The following is a 17970-nucleotide window of genomic DNA, read 5'->3' as shown; positions in this document are numbered from 1 at the left end:
TATGAGGGCTTCGGCCGGCGAAGGCCGGAGCGGAGCGTACTTAAAGTACGTGAGCACCGGAAGCGCAGAAAGCTGCCGGCGCATGACCCCGAAAATCGCACCCGATTTTCGGAAAGGATCATGCGCAAACCAAAGTGCTACAGCGTCCTTTGCGCGTCCTAAAGGACGCGCGGCGCTGTAGTCGGCCGCCGGAGTAGAATTATCAGAAGGCCCTCAGATGAACTGCACCTGGACGATCTCGTACCCCCGAGCACCGCCCGGAGCATTGACCTCGATGGCGTCGCCGACTTCCTTGCCGATCAGCGCACGCGCGATCGGCGAGGAGATCGAGATGCGGCCGGACTTCACGTCCGCTTCCTGGTCGCCGACGATCTGGTACGTTTTCTTTTCCTCGGTGTCCTCGTCGACCAGCACGACGGTCGCGCCGAATTTCACCTTGTCGCCGGAAAGCTTGGAGACGTCGATGACCTCGGCCCGCGCGATCAGGTCCTCGAGCTCGTTGATGCGGCCTTCATTGTGGCTCTGCGACTCCTTGGCCGCGTGATATTCGGCATTTTCGGACAGGTCGCCATGCGAGCGCGCTTCGGAGATCGCCTCGATGATGCGAGGCCGCTCCTCCTGCTGACGCCAGCGAAGTTCTTCCTTCAATGACGCGAACCCCTCGCCTGTCATCGGGACCTTGATCATATGCCTGACCTTTCCAGCCGCCACCCCCGTTTTCGGGAGGGACCTTGTCAATGGGTACAAAAAGAAAACGGTCCGGCAGCCTCGGGCTAACGGAACCGTCTCACCACAATTTCGCTGAATATAGCGATCTTTGCGCGATTTTCACGCCCAAAAATTGAAGTTCGGCAAAATGATCACCGCTTTCGCGGGCCATTGGCCGGCGGCGGATAACAGAAACCGGCTGCGATTGCTCACAGCCGGTTCGAGGAATGTCGAAGCTCGATCAGCTCCTCAGGAAATGATCGATCTGCTCGGACAGCATGCCGTATTCGCGCGAGCCCTTGCCGGTCCGCTTCTCGATCTCGTTAAGCTGCTGCTGGGCGCCGGCGAGATCGCCGATCTGCAGATGCGCTTCGCCCAGATATTCGCGCACCAGCGTGTAGTTCGGGTCGATACGCAGCGCTTCCTCGTAATAGCCGAGGCCGACAGTGACGCGGCCCGAATGGCGATGCGAATAGCCGAGATAATTGAGGATGCGCGGATCCTGCTTGTTGGCGGCTAAAGTCAGCACCGAGATCGCCTCGTCATAGCGCCCGGCCATCGCCAGATCGTGGCCCGCTTCATAGATGCTGTCGTCATCCAGCATGCCATATTGCGGCTTCACGCATTTGTTCTTCTTCTTGTCCCAGACCTCGCCTTTCTTGCAGGTGGTGGTCGTCTGTCCACCGCTGCTGCCGCTTTCACCGGCTGCAAAAGCCGGCGCTACGAACAGCGGCAGCGCCGCAATAGCCATGACCTGAACAAGCAAACGTCTGCGCATCGAAGCCTCCATGAGGGTGACAATGCCAGATTAACGCCGCCTTGGCGCGGTTTCATCCCGAAATGCGAGCGGCTGCCGAACTATTTTGGACGGCCGGAAGGAAGCCGCTGCCTGCGGACGTGACGCGCGCTTTAATTCAGCTATCATCGGGGCCAAGCGCATCACGTGGAGAAGGACCGTGCAGCAGCGCCTCGAGAAGGAGTGGGATCTTTCGATCGATCCCGACACCGTTCGCCTGTTCATCCTCAAGGCGAAGGCGCTGAGCGCCGCCGTCAACGAGGACTATGACGACGGCGCCGAGCACGAGGTCGAATTCGACGGCGACGCGCATGCCAGCCACCACCATGACGGCCTTGTCGAGGAAGCCTCGGAAGACCTCACCGAGGAGGAATTCCGCGAGCTGATCAACGATCTCAATATCGACGAAGCCGCCGAGCTGATCGCGCTCGCCTGGGTCGGACGCGGCGATTATGACGCATCCGAATGGGCGGATGCGGTGGCCGCTGCCAGGGAACGACCCAGGAAGCGCGCCGCCAAATATCTGCTCGGCCTGCCTATGCTTGCCGACTGGCTGGAGGAAGGCCTTGAAGCCATCGGCGCGTAACGCGCCGGTAACCGATTGTGATCGGCAAGGCGGATCTTGCAGGCAACTTCGCAACGCGACCGTCGTTTCCGGGCGATGGCAACGCTGAGCCTTTCGCGACTTTACAGACTGGCGCTGCCTGTGGCGGCTGCCATGCTGCTGGTCACGCCGGCCACAGCCAAGCATCATCACCGGCATAAGGGGCACCTGCCGCCGACCAGCCAAAGCGCCGCTCCGGCTCCGGAAACGCCGGCGGCGACACCGGTCCCAGGTTCGCGTCCGCAGGATCTGGAAAACAGCGCTGAAAAGTCCGGACAGGGCAAACCTCGCCTCCACAGCAATGACGACTTCCTCAATCAGGACAAGTCGCATCCGAAATGGGACGCCCGCCCACCGCGTTCGAAAGGCGCTCAATCCGAGTCTCAGACGGAATCCGAGCCGCAGACGCCGGATGTCGTGCCCACGCCCCCGCAGAAGCCCACCGAACTGGAGCCCGAGCCGCCGGAAACCGCGCCGCAACCGCCCGAGAAACCCGAAGCGCCGGGCGAGGAAAAGATGCTTCCCGATCCGCGTTCCGCCGAGATGCCGGCCGACAAGATACCGGTGGAGGAAACCGCATGCCGCGAGCGCTTGAAGGCGCTCGGCGTCGAGTTCGAGGAGCACAAGGCAGAGCACGATCCCGAGATCGGCTGCTCGATCCCCTACCCTGTGGTCATAAGGACACTGGGCAAATCCATCGGCATCGATTCCGGCGCCGAGCTCAACTGTCCGATGGCCGAGGCAGCGGCGCGCTTCATGGCCGATGTCGTCCAGCCCACGGCAAAGGCCGAGCTCGGCGCCGACCTGAAATCGATCAACCAGGCCTCAGCCTTTGTCTGCCGGCCCCGCAACGGCACGCGCAAACTGTCGGAACACGCTTTCGGCAACGCGCTCGACATCGCCAGCTTCACCTTGTCGGACGGGAGGAAGATCGAGGTTGCGCCGGCGCCGCCGGACAAGGACGCGAAGTTCCTCAACGCGGTGCGCAAGGCTGCCTGCGGGCCGTTCAAGACGGTGCTTGGGCCGGGCGCCGACCCTGACCATGCGCTGCATTTCCACTTCGACCTGGAGCCGCGCCGCCACGGCGGCACTTTCTGCCAGTAAGCATGATCTCGAAAGTTTCGAGTCGCTCCCTGGCAAGATCAGCGCCGCAATTCCGCCCCATGCGTGAATGCCGGCGCTGATCTTTCCTTTACTGTTGAGGGTTAACCTTGTGCCATTCGGGGACAAGGACGCCTTTCGATGGCTCGAAGACTTGGCGCTATGCTTGGCTTGGCGCAACGGAACAAACGTGCGCGCGTCACGGTCGCCGGACTGGCCGCGGGCGCAGCCATCGCGACGATATCGGCCTGCACGACCGGCGACGTCTTTGCGCTGCAGCCGGCCGTCGATGTCGGCAGCCAGACGGCAGCCGTGCCGCAGCCCGACGCGCCGCAATATGCCGGCATGCAGCGCCTCGTTCCGTCCAATCCCTACATGACCCAGGCCGCCTATCCGCGCATGGATGAGCCGATGTCGCCGGTCGAGCAGATGCCTGCCAGCGAGATCGACTGCCGCAACGAGCTGAAGCGGATGGGCGTCGTCTATCAGGACGTCCAGCCGATCCATGAAGGCCAGTGCGGCATCGATTTCCCCGTAAAAGTCTCGGCCATCGGCAGCGTCGCCATGACGCCGGCGGCAACGCTGACCTGCAACATGGCCGCGACCTTCGCCGCCTGGACGAAAAACGAGCTGCAGCCGGCCGCCCGCTGGCGCTATTTCTCCGGCGTCAAGGCGATTCACCAGGGTTCCAGCTATTCCTGCCGCAACATAGCCGGCGAAGGCGTGCTCTCCGAACACGGCAAGGGCAACGCCCTCGACGTCATGAGCATCGAGCTCAACAATGGCGACGACATCGACGTCCGCAAGCCCGGCCTCTTCGCGTTCCGCACACGCGGCTTCCTCAACAACGTTCGCGCCGACGGCTGCGAGTATTTCACCACCGTGCTCGGCCCCGGCTACAATTACGACCACCGCAACCATTTCCATTTCGACATCAAGAACCGCAAAAGCGGTTATCGCGCCTGTCGCTGAGGCTCTCTGCCAAAAACGGCCAACACCGCATAAAATGGTCGCCCGTGGATTTGGGAGCGGTCGGCTGTGGGTGAGCGAAGCCTGAAGCGGCGCGCGGCAATCTGGCTGGCGGCGTTTTTCGCCTTCTACGTGACGCTCGCCTATGTCGCCGCGCCGGAATTCTGGACCTGGCGGGAGCGCGGCTTCCGCACCCGGCCCTTCGAGATGGTGACGCACACGCCGCAAGGCATTCCCGGCGATCCGATCAATCTTGGCCTGGTCGGCACCGAAAAGGAGGTCGTCCACGCCTTCGCCGTCGCCGGCTGGGATACGGCCGATGCCGTCACCCTCAGGACCGCGATCGACATCGGCGAAAGTGTGTTGTTTTCCCGCCCCTACCCCGATGCGCCGATGAGCCGCCTTTTGTTCGAGGGCCGCGCCCAGGACCTTGCCTTCGAAAAGCCCGTCGGCGACAGCGCCGACCGGCGCCACCACGTCCGCTTCTGGGAGACGGATACCGTCGGCGACGACGGCCGCCCGCTCTGGCTGGGCGCCGCGAGCTTCGACCGGGGCGTCGGTCTCAGCCACGATACGGGCGCGATCACGCATCACATCGGGCCCGACATCGACGCCGAGCGTGATTTCCTCATCGGCGACCTGGATGCTGCCGGTCTGCTGGCCTCGACCAGCAGAATACCAGGGATCGGCGCCACCAAGACCGGACGCAACGGCGGCGGCGATCCCTATTTCACCGACGGCATGGCCGTGATCGGCGTTTTGAAGACGCTGCAGTGACGGCGCCTCACGCGCGAGCTGACGCCGAAGGTGCGCGTCGTCGTCGACGCGCTTGTCGGGCATTTCTCGGCGCCGATCTGGGATGTGGCTTGAACACGCGCCTGTCATCTTCCAAAAATACCGGCAAGCTATTTTCGAATGCGCTGCAGCAATGCTATTGACCGCCCATGCTTTATGTTGAAATCGCCGTCGTGGCCGTCCTCATTCTGGTGAACGGCCTTCTGGCCATGTCGGAGCTTGCCATCGTCTCGTCGCGGCCCGCCCGCCTCAAGGCGATGATCGACCGCAACGTGAAGGGTGCCGGTCGCGCGCTGGCGCTCGGCTCCAATCCCGGCAAGTTCCTGTCCTCGGTGCAGATCGGCATCACCCTGGTCGGCGTTCTCTCGGGCGCGTTCTCGGGCGCGACGCTCGGCGAAAGGCTGGCGCAATATCTGACGTCGACCGGTATCCGCGAAAACATCGCCGACCCCGTCGGCGTCGGCATTGTCGTCGCCATCATCACCTATGCCTCGCTGATCGTCGGCGAGCTGGTGCCGAAGCAGATCGCGCTCAAGGACCCGGAACGCGTCGCGGTCAGGGCCGCGCCGGCAATGACCATCCTCGCAACCATCTCGGCGCCGCTCGTCTTCCTGCTCGACCTCTCCGGCCGTGCCGTTCTGTGGCTGCTCGGCCAGGCCGGCGAAGCGGAAGAGAAGGTCACCGACGAGGAGATCAAGATGCTTGTCGCCGAGGCCGAGCATCACGGCACCATCGAATCCGACGAGCGGCGCATGATCGCCGGCGTCATGCGCCTCGGCGACCGCGCCGTGCGCGCCGTCATGACGCCGCGCACCGAGGTCGACTGGCTGAACCTGCAGTCCGACGAAGCCACGGTTCGAAAGCTTTTGATGGATACCCAGCACTCGCGCCTGCCCGTCGGCGACGGCAATGTCGACGCCATGGTCGGCGTCATCCAGACGCGCGACGTGCTGGCCGCCCTTCTCGCCGGCAGGGTGCTGGATCCGCGCCAGCATGTGCGCGTCGCCCCCATCGTGCATGACCAGGCCGACGCGCTCGACGTGCTGCAGAAGCTCAGGGAATCGGACGTGCCGATGGCGCTGGTCCATGACGAATACGGCCATTTCGAAGGCATCGTCACGCCGGCCGATATCCTCGAAGCCATCACCGGCGTCTTCCGCTCCGACCTCGAGGCCGGCGAGGAAGAAAACGCCGTCAAGCGCGATGACGGCTCCTGGCTGCTTGCCGGTTACATGCAGGCCGACGAGATGGCGGAGGTGCTGGGCATCGACCTGCCGGAGAACCGCGACTACGAGACTGTCGCCGGCTATGTGCTGTCGCATCTGCATCATCTGCCGACCACCGGCGAATGCGTCGACGCGCAAGGCTGGCGTTTCGAGGTGGTCGACCTCGATGGCCGCCGCATCGACAAGCTGATCGCCACCCGCCTGCCCGACGGCCATCGCCCGGTGGCGCGCTGACCATCCGGCAATGCCCGACTTGGCATGGGGCGGTTGACGCCGCCGTCAAGCTTCGCTTTCCTCACTTAGGATTGACTGGCCAGAAAGCTTTGAAGCGCTGCAAAAGCGTCTATATCGGCAACCATGGATGCATCGAGCGACCACGCGCTGAACGACGAGCTTCTTTCGGACATCCAGCGCCTGTCCTTCGACTATTTTCTGAAGGAGGCGAACCCGGTCAACGGCCTGGTCGCCGACCGCAACACCGCCGCATCGCCGGCCAGCATAGCCGCCGTCGGCCTTGCTTTGTCGTCCTACCCGGTCGGCGTCGAGCGCGGTTTCATGACGCGCTCTGCCGCGGTCGAGCGGACGCTCGCCACGCTTCGCTTCTTCTGGAACGCGCCGCACGGGCCGGAGCCCGACGTCACCGGCTACAAGGGTTTTTATTATCACTTCCTCGACATGCGGACCGGACGCCGCGTCTGGAACTGCGAATTGTCCACCATCGATACCGCGCTTCTGCTTGCGGGTGCCCTGACGGCTGGCGCCTATTTCGATGCCGACGACGAGTTCGAATTGGAGATCCGCCGGCTCGCCGATGCGCTCTACCGCCGCGCCGACTGGAGCTGGGCGCTCAATGGCGGCGCCACCGTCACCCATGGCTGGCGGCCCGGAAAAGGCTTCCTGCGCTACCGTTGGGAAGGCTATGACGAGGCGCTGATCCTCTACATGCTGGGCCTCGGCTCGCCGACTTTTCCGCTGCCGCCCGAAAGCTACGCCGCCTGGCTGTCGAGCTACAAATGGAAGAAGATCTACGGCCGGGACCTAGCCTATGCCGGTCCACTCTTCATCCACCAGTTCTCGCATATCTGGATCGATTTTCGCGGCATTCGCGACGCCTTCATGCGCAATGTCGGCAGCGACTATTTCGAGAACAGCCGCCAGGCGACCTTTCTGCAGCGCGACTATGCCATCCGCAACCCCAAGGGCTTCGTCGGCTACGGCGAGAATTGCTGGGGCATCACGGCCAGCGACGGGCCGGGCCCGCAACAGAGCCGGGCCGGCGGGCGCCGCTTCTTCACTTACCTGGCGCGCGGCGCGCCTTTCGGTCCCGATGACGGCACGCTGTCGCCCTGGGCGGCGATCGCATCACTGCCTTTTGCGCCGGAGATCGTGCTACCGACGCTGCGCTACTTCCACGAGATCGACCTGCATGACGGCAATCCCTACGGCTTCACCGCAAGCTTCAACCCGACGATTGCCGACGCTGGCGGCCGGCCCTGCGGCTGGGTCTCGCCGGACCATGTCGGCATCAACCAGGGGCCGATCGCGCTGATGATCGAGAATTACCGGTCGGACTTCCTGTGGCGACTGATGCGCGGCGTGCCGGCTATAGCCACGGGCCTGCGGCGGGCCGGATTTTCGGGCGGCTGGCTGTAGGTGCAAGCACAGCAATGCCGATCCACACCTTATCGCAACGGCGGCCTCAATGCGCGTCCGGCGGCGGCGCCTTCGGCGTCACGTTGCGCAGGAACGGAACCAGCGCCGTGGCGATGACGAACGCAACCATGATGACCAGGAACGCATCGGCATAGGCCATCGTCGAGGCCTCGCGATAGGCGAGCTGCCAAAGCTGCTTCAGCGCGGCGGCGTGGCCGTCGTCGATGGCGCCGGGCAACTGTCCATAGCGCTGCGCCACGGTGTCGACCATGCGCATGGCGGCTTCGTTCTGCGGCGTCAGGTGCGAAGCGATCGTCAGGAAATGGAAGTTGGTCCGGTTGTTGAGGATCGCGCCGCAAATGGCGATGCCGACCGCGCCGCCGAGATTGCGCATCGTGTTGAACAGCCCGCTGGCATATTTCAGCCGGTCCGGCGGCAGGCTGCCGAGCCCGAGATTGACGCTGGGCGCCACGGCGAAGACCTGCGGGAAGCCGCGGAACAGCTGCGGGATGAGGAGCTCGGCGGAGCCCCACTGGCTGGTGATGGCGCTGAAACTCCACATCGACGCGCCGAAGGACGCCAGCCCGAACATCATCAGCCAGCGCGTGTCGAAGCGCTTGGCGAGGAAGATGTAGACCGGGACGCCCACCATCGAGGCGACGCCGGTGGAAAACACCGCCAGTCCGGTTTCGAGCGCGTTGTAGCCGCGCACATAGCCGAGGAACAGCGGCGTCAGGTAGATCGTGGCGAAGATGCCGATGCCGGTGATGAAGGACAGGAAGCAGCCGATGGCGAAGTTGCGATTGCCGAAGGCGCGGAAGTCGACCACCGGCTGCGCATAGGTCAGGCTGCGCACGACGAACAGAACCAGCGTCACCACGGCGACGACGGCGCCGTTGCGGATCGTGGCGTCGTCGAACCAGTTCCAGCGCGAACCCTCCTCCAGGACGTATTCCGCCGTGCCGAGACTGACCGCCATTAGCGCCATGCCGATATAGTCCGCGCCCTTCAGCAAGGACGGATCGGCCTTGTCGATCCTGACCAGCAGCGCGACCAGGACCGTGATGATCGCGCCGGGAACGACGTTCACATAGAACAGCCAGTGCCAGTTCAAGGTGTCGGTGATCCAGCCGCCGATGACGGGGCCGAGCGTCGGCGCGATCGAGGCGATGCTGCCGACGACCGCCGCGGCATAGACGCGCCTCGGGCCCTGGAAATAGTGGAAGGACGAGGTGAATACCGTCGGGATCATCGAAGCGCCGAGCAGCCCTTGCAGCGCCCGGAACACGATCATGCTTTCGATGTTCCAAGCGAAACCGCACAGCATGCTGGCCAGCGTGAAGCCGGCCGCCGAGATGGTGAAAAGCCATCTCGTCGAGAAGACGCGGGTGAGCCAGCCCGACAGCGGGATGACGATGATCTCCGCCACCAGATAGGAGGTCTGGACCCAGCCGATCTGGTCCTGGGCGGCCGACAGCCCGCCGCCGATATCCTGCAGCGAGGAGGCGACGATCTGGATGTCGAGCAGCGCGATGAACATCCCCACGCACATCACCATGAACGGCAGGATGCTGGCGAAGAAGGATTGCGGGGCGGCCGGCGCTGACATGGCGCCGTCAATGCGATCCGGTGTCGACGGTGACGACAGTCGACAGGCCTGGCCGCAGCGCGACCTTGGCCGCCTGGTCGGCGTCGATCGTGATCCTGACCGGCACCCGCTGGACGATCTTGGTGAAGTTGCCCGTCGCATTCTGCGGCGGGATCACGCTGAAGATCGCTCCGGTGGCCGGCCCCAGGCTGGTGACATGGCCCTTGAGCGGCCGGTCGGGGGCGATATCGGCATAGACGGCGGCTGCCTGTCCATCGGCCATCGCGCGCAACTGGTCTTCCTTGAAATTGGCGTCGACCCACAGGCCCGATGCGGGAACGATTGTCAGCAGGTAGCTGCCCGGCGAGACATAGCTGCCCACCTGCGCCAGCCTGTTGCCGACGATGCCGTCGATCGGCGAGCGGATTTCGGTGAAGCCGAGGTCGAGCTGAGCGGTGTCGAGATCCGCCCTGGCGGCCGCGACTTCCGCGGTCGCTTCCGAAATCTGGGTGCTGAGGACATCGAGCTGTTGTCTGGATGCGGCGAGCGCGGCCCGCGCGGCGGCGACGGATGCCTGCGCCTGGCCGTCGGCCGCGGCGCTCTTCTGGGCATCCTGCTGCGAGCCGGTCCTGGCGCTGGCAAGCACCGCGTAGCGCTTGGCATCCTGCGCAGTGAACGCGGCGGCGGCGCTCTTGGCCTCGAGATCGGCGCTGGCCTGCTCGATCAGCGAGTTCTGCAGCGAGACCTGGGCGCGCAGGTTGTCGAGCGCCGACTGCTTCTGCTGCACCGATGCCTGCGCGCGTTCCAGCGCCGCCTTGAACGGCCTGTCGTCGATGCGGATGACCGGCTGGCCGGCGTTGACATGCTGGTTGTCCTCGACGAGCACCTGGTCGATATGCCCGGCGACGCGCGGCGCGAGCGGCGTGACGTTGCCGCCGACATAGGCATCGTCGGTCGTCACCAGGAAGCGGTTGGCCTGCCACCACTCCACGCCGTACCATCCGGCGGCAGCGATCGCGATCAGTGCTGCGCCGAGCAGCACCGGCTTGCGCCGCTTCCTGGCCGGCTTCGGGACATCAACGACGGAGGCCTGCAATTCGGCCGGGGAAAGAGCCTTGTTCATCTGCTTCTCGCCTCTTCCTCGCCGCCAGCAGCGTTCTCCACAAGCGGTAGGCCCGAGCCCTCGCTGCTGAAGCGGTAGCGCTGCCGCATGCGGTCGCTCGCCTTGGGTCCTGTCGCCATGGTGAAGCCACCGCCGTCGAGCTCCCTGCCGGTCTCCCGATCGACCAGAACGGGATCGGCCCAGCGCCCATCCGCCGTGTCGACCACGACAAGGCTGGGACCTTCGGGCGCCAGATGCCTGTTGCCCCAGGCAAGCAGCGTAAGCAGCACCGGCCGGAAATCGCGGGCCTTGGCCGTCAGCACATATTCATAACGAAGCGGCCGCTCGCAGTAGGCGCGTTTCTCGAACAGCCCGCGCTCGACCAGGCTGTTCAGTCGCCGCGTCAGGATGTTCGGGGCGATTTCAAGACTCTTCTGGAACTGGTCGAAGCGCGTCAGGCCCTGGAAGGCGTCGCGCAACAACAGGATGCTCCACCACTCGCCGACCTCGTCGAGGCTGCGGGCTATGGGGCATGGGCGCGTTTCGAAGCTTGTCCTGGCAACCATTTTCGTTACTCACTATCAAGATGCAAGTCACAACTAGCCTAGTTAGTTGCATAATGCAAGTCACCAAACAGCGCGACTTGGGATCTGGGCCGACACAGAGTCATGAGCGGCGCCTCAGGGCCTGCCGGAGAAGCATGAGGTTTCATCGCGTAGATTGAGTCAGCGGAGAGACGGCTTGGTCAGCCATACGATGCGGACGATGGCGCCATTCCTGGCGATCAAAAGGCTTGGCGTAGACATCACGCAAATTTCGGCATGTACATGCCGCAGAGGCGCGAACTGATCGCCAACAACGATCGCGCGATAGCGGAGCGCGAGGACGGCGCTTAGTGCCTGCTGGCTGTTTGGCTATTCTCGGACGAAGGTGTCGAGGCTGGTGCCGAAGGCGCGCCAGGTTCCTACTTGCTTGCGGGAAGCGGTTTCGCCCTCCTTGCCGGTGATGGTGCTGCCCGCCACCGTCAGCCACATCGTCTCCAGTTTGCCGTCCCGCAATATGCCGGTGTAGCTCACCGCGGCGGGGCCGGCCGTACCCTCGCCGGCGGCCGTCACTCCAATCACATCGCCATGTGCGATGCCGAGTATCGGCACCGTTTGTCCATAGAAGCTGCTGTCTTCGAGCGCTGTGCGAAACGTGCCTTCGATCCGGCCGCCGTCCTCGCCGGTTATGTCGAGGACGGACCCATATTGATTACGCCATCTGCCAAGCCAAGGCATTCCGCTCCTCCACGACTATATCGTCTTCGTCTTCGGTGGATTCGGGCCTGCATCTAACGCGCCGTTCCGGGCGGTCAAGTGACCGCCAAAACGTGGCCGGGACCAAGCAAGGCAGGCAGCTTGGTTCCCGCAAATTGAAAAGGGGCGGTGCTGGCACCGCCCCTTTTCCACTGGGAGGATAAACTCTACCGACCGTTTAGGCGGCCTGGGCTTCGCCGGCGATCGCGTCGGCGGCGCGGGCCGCCTTCAGCACCTTGGCCCACCACGCGACGTCGTTGACGAGTGCTGCGGCCGACTGGTTCAGGTGCTCGAGGTCCTCGAGCTTCTTCTCGCCCTGGCGCACCGCAAGGAAATCACCCCAGGCGATATGAACGGCCGACTTGACCGGCGCCATCTGCAGCTCGACGGCGATCAGGCGGAGCTGTTCGACCGCGCGCGCGCCGCCGACCGAGCCATAGCCGACAAAACCAGCCGGCTTCTTGTTCCATTCATTGGCGGCGTAATCGATGGCGTTCTTCAGGACACCGGTCGGAGCGTGATTGTATTCGGCGGCGGTGAAGATGAAGCCGTCGAACTCGGCGACCTTCTTCTGCCAGCGCTGCGCCACTTCGTTCTGCGACGGCGCCCAGGCGGAGGAAGCGACCTCGTCGAAGAAGGGCAGCGGCCAGTCGCGCAGATCGACGATCTCGACGTCGATATCGGCATGCGACTTGGCGATCTTGGCGATCCACTGCGTCGGCACGTCGGCGAAGCGGGCGGCGCGCGTCGAACCGACGACAATGGCGATTTTGGGTTTGGACATAAGGGGCTCTCCTTGCGGGAATTTCTGGTATCGTTTGGATACCGGCGCTATATGTGATACTGACAAATCGGCGCGCAAGGAGGCACGTTTTTGTTACTGAGGCACCCGCACATCACCGAGGACTGCCGTGCCGTGTCGGAGATCCTGCAACGGGTCGGCGACAAATGGACCGTCCTCGTCGTCGGCAAGCTGGGCGACGGGGCGTTGCGCTTCAACGAATTGCGCGCCGCCGTCGGCGGCATTTCGCAGAAGATGCTGACCACCACCTTGCGCGGTCTCGAACGCGATGGCTTCGTGACGCGAAAAGTGTTTCCGACCATTCCGCCGCGTGTCGATTACGAGCTGACAGAGCTCGGCCACGAACTACTCGTGCCGGTCGGCGCGCTTGGCGAATGGGCGCGCAAGAACACCAATCGGGTCCGCGAAGCGCGCGCGAAATTCGACAGCCAGCAGGCCTGAAACCCTTGTAGTTCAATGGTTTCTGAACCATTGGATGAACCGTGCGGCTCGGTGCCGGCCCTGTCTCGCGTTTTGGCTTTGATCGGATCCGCCGCGGCCACGCCGCCAGCCTCGCCTGCGTCTCCGCGCAACCGCCTCGACAAGGATGACCGTCTTTAGCCGGCCACCGATCAGGCGCTTGGAGCGGTGCTGCCGCAGCACGCCGTCGAGCAGCTTTCCGATTGCGCGACCCTCTTGCCGGCCACCGCGTGATCCGGCATGCAGGCGACGCGTGGAAGGTCTTTCCTGACCTCCATATAGGCCGTTATGCCGAGCAGGCAGACCAGAGCAATAAGGGCTGCCACGAGCCAGCCGTTCAGCATGTGTTGACGCATTGTCTTTCCCCCGCGCCCACAAACTGGGGCGCGAAGGCAACCATTGGATGTCGCGAAGCGCATCTCCCGCGCGGGCGTTGTTACAAAACGGCCAACCTGGGAGAATCGGTATCCCGTCAGCTCTCGGCCGGAACCGGCTTCGGCTTGCCTTCGCCGTCGAGCGCCACCATGACGAAATCGGCATGGGTGACCTTCTCCATCAGGTCGGAAAGGTAGCGCTGCGCCCAGGCCTCGACCTTGAGCACCATCGAGGTGCGGCCGACACGCTCGACATGGGTGTAGATGCACAGCGTATCGCCGATCTTCATCGCCTTGGCGAAGGACATCTCCTTGACCGCGGCGGTGACCACGCGGCCCTTGGCACGCTCGGCGGCGCGGATGCCACAGGCAAGGTCCATCTGCGCCATCACCCAACCGCCGAAGATGTCGCCGGCGGCATTGGCGTCGGAGGGCATGGCGAGCGTCCTCAAGGTGAGATCGCCGAGGGGTTTTCCGTCCGCGTAATGCACCATGGCGAAATCCTTGGAGGTCAGTTGCTGTTGCGTAGCAATGCGACTGCCATGTCGCAAGCTCTGCTGAAAGCGAAATGTGCGCCACGTCGCCGGTCGCTTTTTTCACAAGCCATGCCGGAAGCCACGGCGACGCCGCGAGCCGGCAATGTCTAGGGTAAGCCCGACATCGCGGAGCCCTTCCTTCCACCATGCAGACTTATGATTTCATCGTCGTCGGCTCCGGTTCGGCCGGTTCGGTCGTTGCCGACAGGCTGTCGGCGTCGGGTCGCTTCTCGGTGCTGGTGCTGGAGGCCGGCGGGACCGATCAAAGGTTCTATGTCCAGATGCCGCTCGGCTACGGCAAGACCTTCTTCGACCCGGCCGTCAACTGGAACTACAAGACCGAGCCGGATCCCGGCCTCGCCGGCAATGCCGATCATTGGCCGCGGGGCAAGCTGCTCGGCGGCTCGAGCTCGATCAACGCCATGGTTTTCATCCGCGGCGCGCGCGAGGATTTCGACGCCTGGGCCGCCGCCGGCAATCCCGGCTGGGCCTATGACGATCTTCTGCCCTCCTTCAAGGCGATGGAGGACAATGCGGCCGGCGCCGACCAGTGGCGCGGCGTCGGCGGCCCCTTGCACATCACCGACTGCACCGACGCGGTGCACCCGCTGACCAAGCGCTATCTTGCCGCCGGCCAGCAGGCCGGGCTGCCGCTCAATCCGGACTTCAACGGCGCCTCCCAGGAAGGCGTCGGCGTCTACCAGATCACGACGAAGAACGGCCGCCGCATGTCCGCCGCCCGCGCCTTCCTGCGGCCGGCGATGAAACGCGGCAACGTCCGCGTCGAGACCAATGCCCTGGCGACGAAGATCCTGTTCGAGGGCAAGCGCGCCGTCGGCGTCGAATATGAGCAGAACGGGCAGAAGAAGACCGCGCGCGCCGGCCGAGAGGTGATCCTTTCGGGCGGCGCGGTCAACTCGCCGCAACTCCTGCAACTGTCCGGCGTTGGCCCCGCGGCACTGCTCGGCGATCTCGGCATCCCGGTCGTCCACGCCAACGACAATGTCGGCGCCAATCTGCAGGACCATGTCGGCATCAACTACACTTTTAAAGGCAAGCTGCCGACGCTCAACCAGATCCTGCGGCCGTGGTGGGGCAAGCTGCTCGTCGGCATGCAGTACATCCTGTTGCGCTCTGGTCCGCTGTCGCTGTCGATGAACAATGCCGGCGGCTTCTTCCGCACCGACCCGTCGATGACGCGGCCGAACATGCAGCTCTATTTCCAGGCCTTCTCGACCGTCATCCCGAAGAGCGGCGAGCGTCCTATCCTGACGCCCGACCCCTGGCCGGGCTTCTCGATCGGCCTGTCCAACTGCCGGCCATCGAGCCGCGGCGAGATCATGATCCGCTCGAACAATCCGCGCGACTATCCGAGGATCACCCCCAACGCCTATTCGACCAATGCCGACGTCGACGAGATGCTGGCGGCGGTGAAGTTCGTGCGCAGGATCGCCGCGATGCCGGCCATGGCCGAGATCATCGAGGAAGAGGTTCTGCCCGGCCCCTCGATACAGTCGGACGCCGACCTGATCCAGGATTTCAGGAAGCGCTCGGGCACCGTCTATCACCCGGTCTCGACCTGCCGCATGGGGCCGGACGCGTCGCGCGCCGTGGTCGATCCGCGGCTGAGGGTTCACGGGCTGTACGGCTTGCGCGTCATCGACGCTTCAATCTTCCCCGACAACATCACGGGCAACACCAACGCCGCCTCGATCCTGACCGGATGGAAAGGCGCCGACCTGGTTCTGGAGGACCACACATGAAGATCACCGATGTGAAGACCTGGGTTGTCGGCAACCCGCCGCCCGGCATCGGCGGCAAGTATTTCATCTTCGTCAAGCTCACCACCGATGGCGGCGTGGTCGGCTATGGCGAAGCCTACAACGCGACCTTCTCCGCGCACGTCACCGCAAGGATGATCGAGGACATGGCCGAACGCTATCTCGTCGGCCGCGATCCGCACGACATCGAGAACTTCTTCCGCCGCGCCTATTCGTCCGGCTTCACCCAGCGCCCCGACGTCTCCGGCATGGGCTGCTTCTCGGCGCTCGAAATGGCCTGCTGGGACATCGTCGGCAAGGAGGCCGGCAAGCCGGTCTACAAGCTGCTCGGCGGCCAGGTGCATGAGACGCTGCGCTCCTACACCTATCTCTATCCGCACACCGGCAGCGTCCATTCGGAGGATGCACGCGGCAGGAACGTCTACAACGACCCCGACATGGCCGCCGCCTGCGCGCTCGAATATGTCGAGCAGGGCTTCAACGCCGTGAAGCTCGACCCGGCCGGACCCTACACCGCCTATGACGGCCACCAGCCGCGCCTGATCGACATCGATCTGTCGGCGCGCATGATCAAGGCGATCCGCGAGGCGGTCGGCACGCGCGCCGACATCCTGTTCGGCACGCATGGCCAGTTCACCGCATCGGGCGCGCTGCGCATGGCGCGCGCCATCGAGCCCTACGATCCGCTTTGGTTCGAGGAGCCGGTGCCGCCGGACATGCCCGAGGTAATGGCGCAAGTCGCCCGCGGCACGTCCATTCCGATCGCCACCGGCGAACGGCTGACGACCAAGTTCGAGTTTGCCCGCGTCATCGAGAACCGCGCCGCCACCATCCTGCAGCCCGATCTCGGCCGCTCCGGCGGCATTCTGGAGACCAAGAAGATCGCCGCCATGGCCGAGGCCTACCACATCCAGGTGGCGCCGCACTGCTATTGCGGCCCGATCGTCGGCGCAGCCAACATCCAGCTTGCCGTCACGCTGCCCAACTTCCTCATCCTGGAATCGCTCAGGCAGTGGGACGGTTTCCACGAAAAACTGCTCAAGAAGAAGATCGAATGGCAGGACGGCAACGTCATCCCGTCGAAGGAGCCTGGCCTCGGCGTCGAGCTCAACGAGGAGGTCTGCGACGCCCATCCCTATAGCGGCAAGGACCTGCATCTGCAGATGATGCAGACGCCGCTGATGCCGTGACCGCGCGCCTCGCTTACGCCTTCATCGGCCTTGGCCATCTTGGCGGCAACCTTGCCGCCAGCCTGCGGCGCAACGGCTTTGCCGTCACGGTCTTCGACCGCGACCCGGCGGCGGTCGAGCGTCTCGTCGCGCTCGGCGCCACGGCGGCGGCGAGCCCCGCCGAGGCCGCCCGTGCCGGCAATGCGATCACCTGCCTGCCCTCGCCGAAGGTCAGTGAAGCGGTGCTCGCCGGCCCCGACGGATTGCTCCAGGGCCTGCCCGCCGGCGGCACCTGGATCGAGATGTCGACCAATGGCCGCGACGAGATCCTGCGGCTCGCCGCCCTTGCGTCGAAAAAAGGCATCGAGACGCTCGAATGCCCGGTGACCGGCGGCGTGCATCTGGCGGCGGCGGGCAGGATCACCGCGCTCGTCGGCGGCGACGCCGCGCTCTACGAACGCCATCGCCCGGCCATCGAGGCGATGTGCGCGAAGTCGTTCCTGATGGGACCGGTCGGCTCGGCGGCGGTGATCAAGGTGATCACCAACATGCTGGCCTTCATCCATCTGGTCGCCGCGGGTGAGGCGCTGATGCTGGCCAAACGGGGCGGGCTCGACCTCGCCCAGGCCTATCACGCCATCGCCGCCTCTTCCGGCAACAGCTTCGTCCACGAGACCGAGAGCCAGCTCATTCTGAACGGTTCCTACGACATCGGCTTCACCATGGACCTGGCGCTGAAGGACCTCGGCTTCGCGCTCGCGATGGGCAGGGATTTCGGCGCGCCTCTCGATCTCGCGTCACGCGTCAACGCGATCTTCGAGGAGGGCAAGCGCGCCTATGGCGGCGATGCCTGGTCGACCAAGATCGTCAAGCTGCTGGAAGACGCGGTCGGCACGGAGCTTCGCGCGCCGGGCTTCCCAGCCAAGCTGGAACTGTAATCCGGCAAAAATTTAGCCAGCCATTTCAATCGCCTGACCACAAACATTGAATCAGCCTCTCAGCCAGTTGA

The 17970-nt window shown here is 64.4% G+C and carries 19 protein-coding genes; 10 read left to right on the top strand and 9 right to left on the bottom strand.

The genetic code is table 11. The annotated features are described in order from the left end of the window. Positions 1–213 precede the first annotated feature (213 nt). The gene (gene greA, locus RFM52_RS28520; RefSeq protein ID WP_027168132.1) at positions 214–687 is read right to left on the bottom strand and encodes a transcription elongation factor GreA; all 474 of its coding nucleotides are present in this window, start codon (positions 685–687) and stop codon (positions 214–216) included. 262 nt (positions 688–949) lie between these two features. Then, on the bottom strand, positions 950–1486 hold the full coding sequence (locus RFM52_RS28515; protein ID WP_320293435.1) for a tetratricopeptide repeat protein: 537 nt from the start codon (positions 1484–1486) through the stop codon (positions 950–952). 178 nt (positions 1487–1664) lie between these two features. Between RFM52_RS28515 and RFM52_RS28510 the strand changes: the two genes are divergently transcribed. From RFM52_RS28510 to RFM52_RS28485, 6 genes are all read left to right on the top strand, one after another. Further along, complete coding sequence (locus RFM52_RS28510) at positions 1665–2090, top strand: DUF3775 domain-containing protein (protein WP_320293434.1); 426 nt, start codon at positions 1665–1667, stop codon at positions 2088–2090. A gap of 75 nt (positions 2091–2165) precedes the next feature. Further along, positions 2166–3212, top strand: coding sequence for an extensin-like domain-containing protein (locus RFM52_RS28505; RefSeq protein ID WP_320327889.1), 1047 nt, complete (start codon positions 2166–2168; stop codon positions 3210–3212). 159 nt (positions 3213–3371) lie between these two features. After that, a complete protein-coding gene (locus tag RFM52_RS28500) occupies positions 3372–4181 on the top strand; it encodes an extensin-like domain-containing protein (protein ID WP_430699216.1) in 810 nt (269 codons plus the stop codon). A 66-nt stretch (positions 4182–4247) separates the two neighbouring features. Next, complete coding sequence (locus tag RFM52_RS28495) at positions 4248–4955, top strand: LssY C-terminal domain-containing protein (RefSeq protein WP_320293431.1); 708 nt, start codon at positions 4248–4250, stop codon at positions 4953–4955. Positions 4956–5122: 167 nt separating this feature from the next. Further along, positions 5123–6433 carry a hemolysin family protein gene (locus tag RFM52_RS28490; RefSeq protein ID WP_320293430.1) on the top strand — a complete coding sequence of 437 codons (1311 nt, stop codon included), beginning with the start codon at positions 5123–5125 and terminating at the stop codon, positions 6431–6433. Between the two features lie 123 nt (positions 6434–6556). Then, the gene (locus tag RFM52_RS28485; protein ID WP_320293429.1) at positions 6557–7852 is read left to right on the top strand and encodes a glucoamylase family protein; all 1296 of its coding nucleotides are present in this window, start codon (positions 6557–6559) and stop codon (positions 7850–7852) included. A gap of 46 nt (positions 7853–7898) precedes the next feature. Here RFM52_RS28485 and RFM52_RS28480 read toward each other — a convergent pair whose 3' ends face one another. The 5 genes from RFM52_RS28480 to RFM52_RS28460 all read right to left on the bottom strand — a co-directional run bounded on the left by RFM52_RS28480 (position 7899) and on the right by RFM52_RS28460 (position 12624). Next, a complete protein-coding gene (locus RFM52_RS28480; RefSeq protein ID WP_320293428.1) occupies positions 7899–9461 on the bottom strand; it encodes a DHA2 family efflux MFS transporter permease subunit in 1563 nt (520 codons plus the stop codon). Between the two features lie 7 nt (positions 9462–9468). After that, positions 9469–10563: an HlyD family secretion protein gene (locus tag RFM52_RS28475; protein ID WP_320293427.1), complete on the bottom strand. Its 1095-nt coding sequence runs from the start codon at positions 10561–10563 to the stop codon at positions 9469–9471. Further along, a complete protein-coding gene (locus RFM52_RS28470; RefSeq protein WP_320293426.1) occupies positions 10560–11108 on the bottom strand; it encodes a winged helix-turn-helix transcriptional regulator in 549 nt (182 codons plus the stop codon). Before RFM52_RS28470 ends, RFM52_RS28475 begins: the two co-directional genes overlap by 4 nt. 348 nt (positions 11109–11456) lie before the next feature. Next, positions 11457–11822, bottom strand: coding sequence for an avidin/streptavidin family protein (locus RFM52_RS28465; RefSeq protein ID WP_320293425.1), 366 nt, complete (start codon positions 11820–11822; stop codon positions 11457–11459). Between the two features lie 196 nt (positions 11823–12018). Further along, a complete protein-coding gene (locus RFM52_RS28460) occupies positions 12019–12624 on the bottom strand; it encodes an NADPH-dependent FMN reductase (RefSeq protein ID WP_320293424.1) in 606 nt (201 codons plus the stop codon). A gap of 90 nt (positions 12625–12714) precedes the next feature. Between RFM52_RS28460 and RFM52_RS28455 the strand changes: the two genes are divergently transcribed. Next, on the top strand, positions 12715–13083 hold the full coding sequence (locus RFM52_RS28455; protein ID WP_320293423.1) for a winged helix-turn-helix transcriptional regulator: 369 nt from the start codon (positions 12715–12717) through the stop codon (positions 13081–13083). Between the two features lie 170 nt (positions 13084–13253). Here the strand turns inward: RFM52_RS28455 and RFM52_RS28450 are convergent, their stop codons facing one another. Both RFM52_RS28450 and RFM52_RS28445 read right to left on the bottom strand, forming a co-directional pair. Next, complete coding sequence (locus RFM52_RS28450; protein WP_320293422.1) at positions 13254–13457, bottom strand: hypothetical protein; 204 nt, start codon at positions 13455–13457, stop codon at positions 13254–13256. Positions 13458–13573: 116 nt separating this feature from the next. Next, on the bottom strand, positions 13574–13969 hold the full coding sequence (locus RFM52_RS28445) for an acyl-CoA thioesterase (protein ID WP_320217521.1): 396 nt from the start codon (positions 13967–13969) through the stop codon (positions 13574–13576). A 188-nt stretch (positions 13970–14157) separates the two neighbouring features. Between RFM52_RS28445 and RFM52_RS28440 the strand changes: the two genes are divergently transcribed. From RFM52_RS28440 to RFM52_RS28430, 3 genes are read left to right on the top strand one after another with little or no spacing between them, the layout of a single operon-like run. Then, positions 14158–15774 (top strand): GMC family oxidoreductase, encoded by a 1617-nt coding sequence (locus RFM52_RS28440; RefSeq protein WP_320293421.1) that lies wholly within the window; start codon positions 14158–14160, stop codon positions 15772–15774. Next, complete coding sequence (locus RFM52_RS28435) at positions 15771–16982, top strand: mandelate racemase/muconate lactonizing enzyme family protein (protein ID WP_320293420.1); 1212 nt, start codon at positions 15771–15773, stop codon at positions 16980–16982. The genes RFM52_RS28440 and RFM52_RS28435 overlap by 4 nt, the downstream gene beginning before the upstream one ends. Continuing rightward, a complete protein-coding gene (locus RFM52_RS28430; RefSeq protein ID WP_320293419.1) occupies positions 16979–17899 on the top strand; it encodes an NAD(P)-dependent oxidoreductase in 921 nt (306 codons plus the stop codon). The genes RFM52_RS28435 and RFM52_RS28430 overlap by 4 nt, the downstream gene beginning before the upstream one ends. Positions 17900–17970 lie beyond the last annotated feature (71 nt).

Source organism: Mesorhizobium humile, from assembly GCF_033977215.1.
GTDB lineage: Bacteria > Pseudomonadota > Alphaproteobacteria > Rhizobiales > Rhizobiaceae > Mesorhizobium > Mesorhizobium humile.
The sequence above is the reverse complement of the archived record's forward strand: the minus strand, read 5'-3'. Positions and strand labels throughout refer to the sequence as shown.